This window comes from Nocardioides sp. NPDC092400 (assembly GCF_040684155.1).
Classification (GTDB): domain Bacteria; phylum Actinomycetota; class Actinomycetes; order Propionibacteriales; family Nocardioidaceae; genus Nocardioides.
In genome coordinates this window covers 1-2,009 of sequence record NZ_JBFBFJ010000017.1, presented here as the reverse complement: position 1 = coordinate 2,009, position 2,009 = coordinate 1, and the positions used below count along the sequence as shown (strand labels likewise).

Genomic DNA, 2,009 nt, shown 5'->3' with positions numbered 1-2,009 from the left:
AGGCAGAAATGCGTAGCTGATGGGAAGCAGGTCAATATTCCTGCACCATTGTTAGATGCGATGGGGGGACGGATCGCGGAAGGTTGTCCGGGTGTTGGAAGTCCCGGTCGCTGCATTGGAGAAGGCACTTAGGCAAATCCGGGTGCGGAATTCAAGGGTGTGGCGCGAGCTCCTTAGGGAGCGAAGCAATTGGAAGTGGTTCCAAGAAAAGCCTCTAAGCTTCAGTCTAACGATGACCGTACCGCAAACCGACACAGGTGGGCGAGATGAGTATTCTAAGGCGCTTGAGAGAACTCGGGAGAAGGAACTCGGCAAATTGGTACCGTAACTTCGGGATAAGGTACGCCCTTGTAGCTTGACTGGCTTGCGCCAGAAGGGTGAAGGGGTTGCAATAAACTGGTGGCTGCGACTGTTTAATAAAAACACAGCACTCTGCAAACACGAAAGTGGACGTATAGGGTGTGACGCCTGCCCGGTGCCGGAAGATTAAATGATGGGGTGCAAGCTCTTGATTGAAGTCCCGGTAAACGGCGGCCGTAACTATAACGGTCCTAAGGTAGCGAAATTCCTTGTCGGGTAAGTTCCGACCTGCACGAATGGCGTAACGATGGCCACACTGTCTCCTCCCGAGACTCAGCGAAGTTGAAGTGTTTGTGATGATGCAATCTACCCGCGGCTAGACGGAAAGACCCCATGAACCTTTACTGTAGCTTTGCATTGGACTTTGAACCGATCTGTGTAGGATAGGTGGGAGGCTATGAAACCGGAACGCTAGTTTCGGTGGAGCCGTCCTTGAAATACCACCCTGGTTTGTTTGAGGTTCTAACCTTGGCCCGTGATCCGGGTCGGGGACAGTGCATGGTAGGCAGTTTGACTGGGGCGGTCTCCTCCCAAAGCGTAACGGAGGAGTACGAAGGTACGCTAGGTACGGTCGGAAATCGTGCTGATAGTGCAATGGCATAAGCGTGCTTAACTGCGAGACCGACAAGTCGAGCAGGTGCGAAAGCAGGTCATAGTGATCCGGTGGTTCTGTATGGAAGGGCCATCGCTCAACGGATAAAAGGTACTCTGGGGATAACAGGCTGATACCGCCCAAGAGTTCATATCGACGGCGGTGTTTGGCACCTCGATGTCGGCTCATCTCATCCTGGGGCTGTAGCCGGTCCCAAGGGTATGGCTGTTCGCCATTTAAAGAGGTACGTGAGCTGGGTTTAAAACGTCGTGAGACAGTTTGGTCCCTATCTGCCGTGGGCGTTGGATATTTGAAGGGGGCTGCTCCTAGTACGAGAGGACCGGAGTGGACGAACCTCTGGTGTACCGGTTGTCACGCCAGTGGCATCGCCGGGTAGCTATGTTCGGAAGAGATAACCGCTGAAAGCATCTAAGCGGGAAACTCGCCTTAAGATGAGATATCCCTGGGGACTAGATCCCCTTGAAGGGTCGTTCGAGACCAGGACGTTGATAGGTCAGGTGTGTAAGCGCAGTAATGCGTTCAGCTAACTGATACTAATTGCCCGTAAGGCTTGATCCTATAACAAGTCTGCCTTGTAGATCTGCGCCGTGCGACAGCACCGGCCGCGATCCAAAGCGACAAGTTGGATTCTCGTGTGTGATACACACAACTCAAGATTACTGCTTCTTCCAGGATTGGTTGTGCTGCGAAGCCAGCGCAACAACCCTCTTTGCCTGATGACCATAGCGAGTCGGTCCCACCCCTTCCCATCCCGAACAGGACCGTGAAACGACTCTACGCCGATGATAGTGCGGATTCCCGTGTGAAAGTAGGTAATCGTCAGGCTCCCTAAGCCAGAAACCCCCGCCCGAAAGGCGGGGGTTTTTGCATTGGCGCGGCGGAAATGCATGTGTGGTGAGAAAAGAGTGCTCCATTCATCACATCCCAACGGCACGCACGTCCGATCAACCAGCCGCCAACCTGCAGTCAATCCTTACCCCGGAACGAAGCCACGCGATTTGATACGATCGACATGCCGTCGGCGATTGCACACGTC

Annotated in this window: 2 rRNA genes; both read left to right on the top strand. The window is 53.8% G+C overall.

The features are described from left to right. Window positions 1-1,531: ribosomal RNA gene (locus AB0N29_RS20885) — 23S ribosomal RNA — on the top strand; the annotation flags it as partial. 154 nt (window positions 1,532-1,685) lie between these two features. Next, window positions 1,686-1,798 (top strand): 5S ribosomal RNA (gene rrf, locus AB0N29_RS20880). Window positions 1,799-2,009 lie beyond the last annotated feature (211 nt).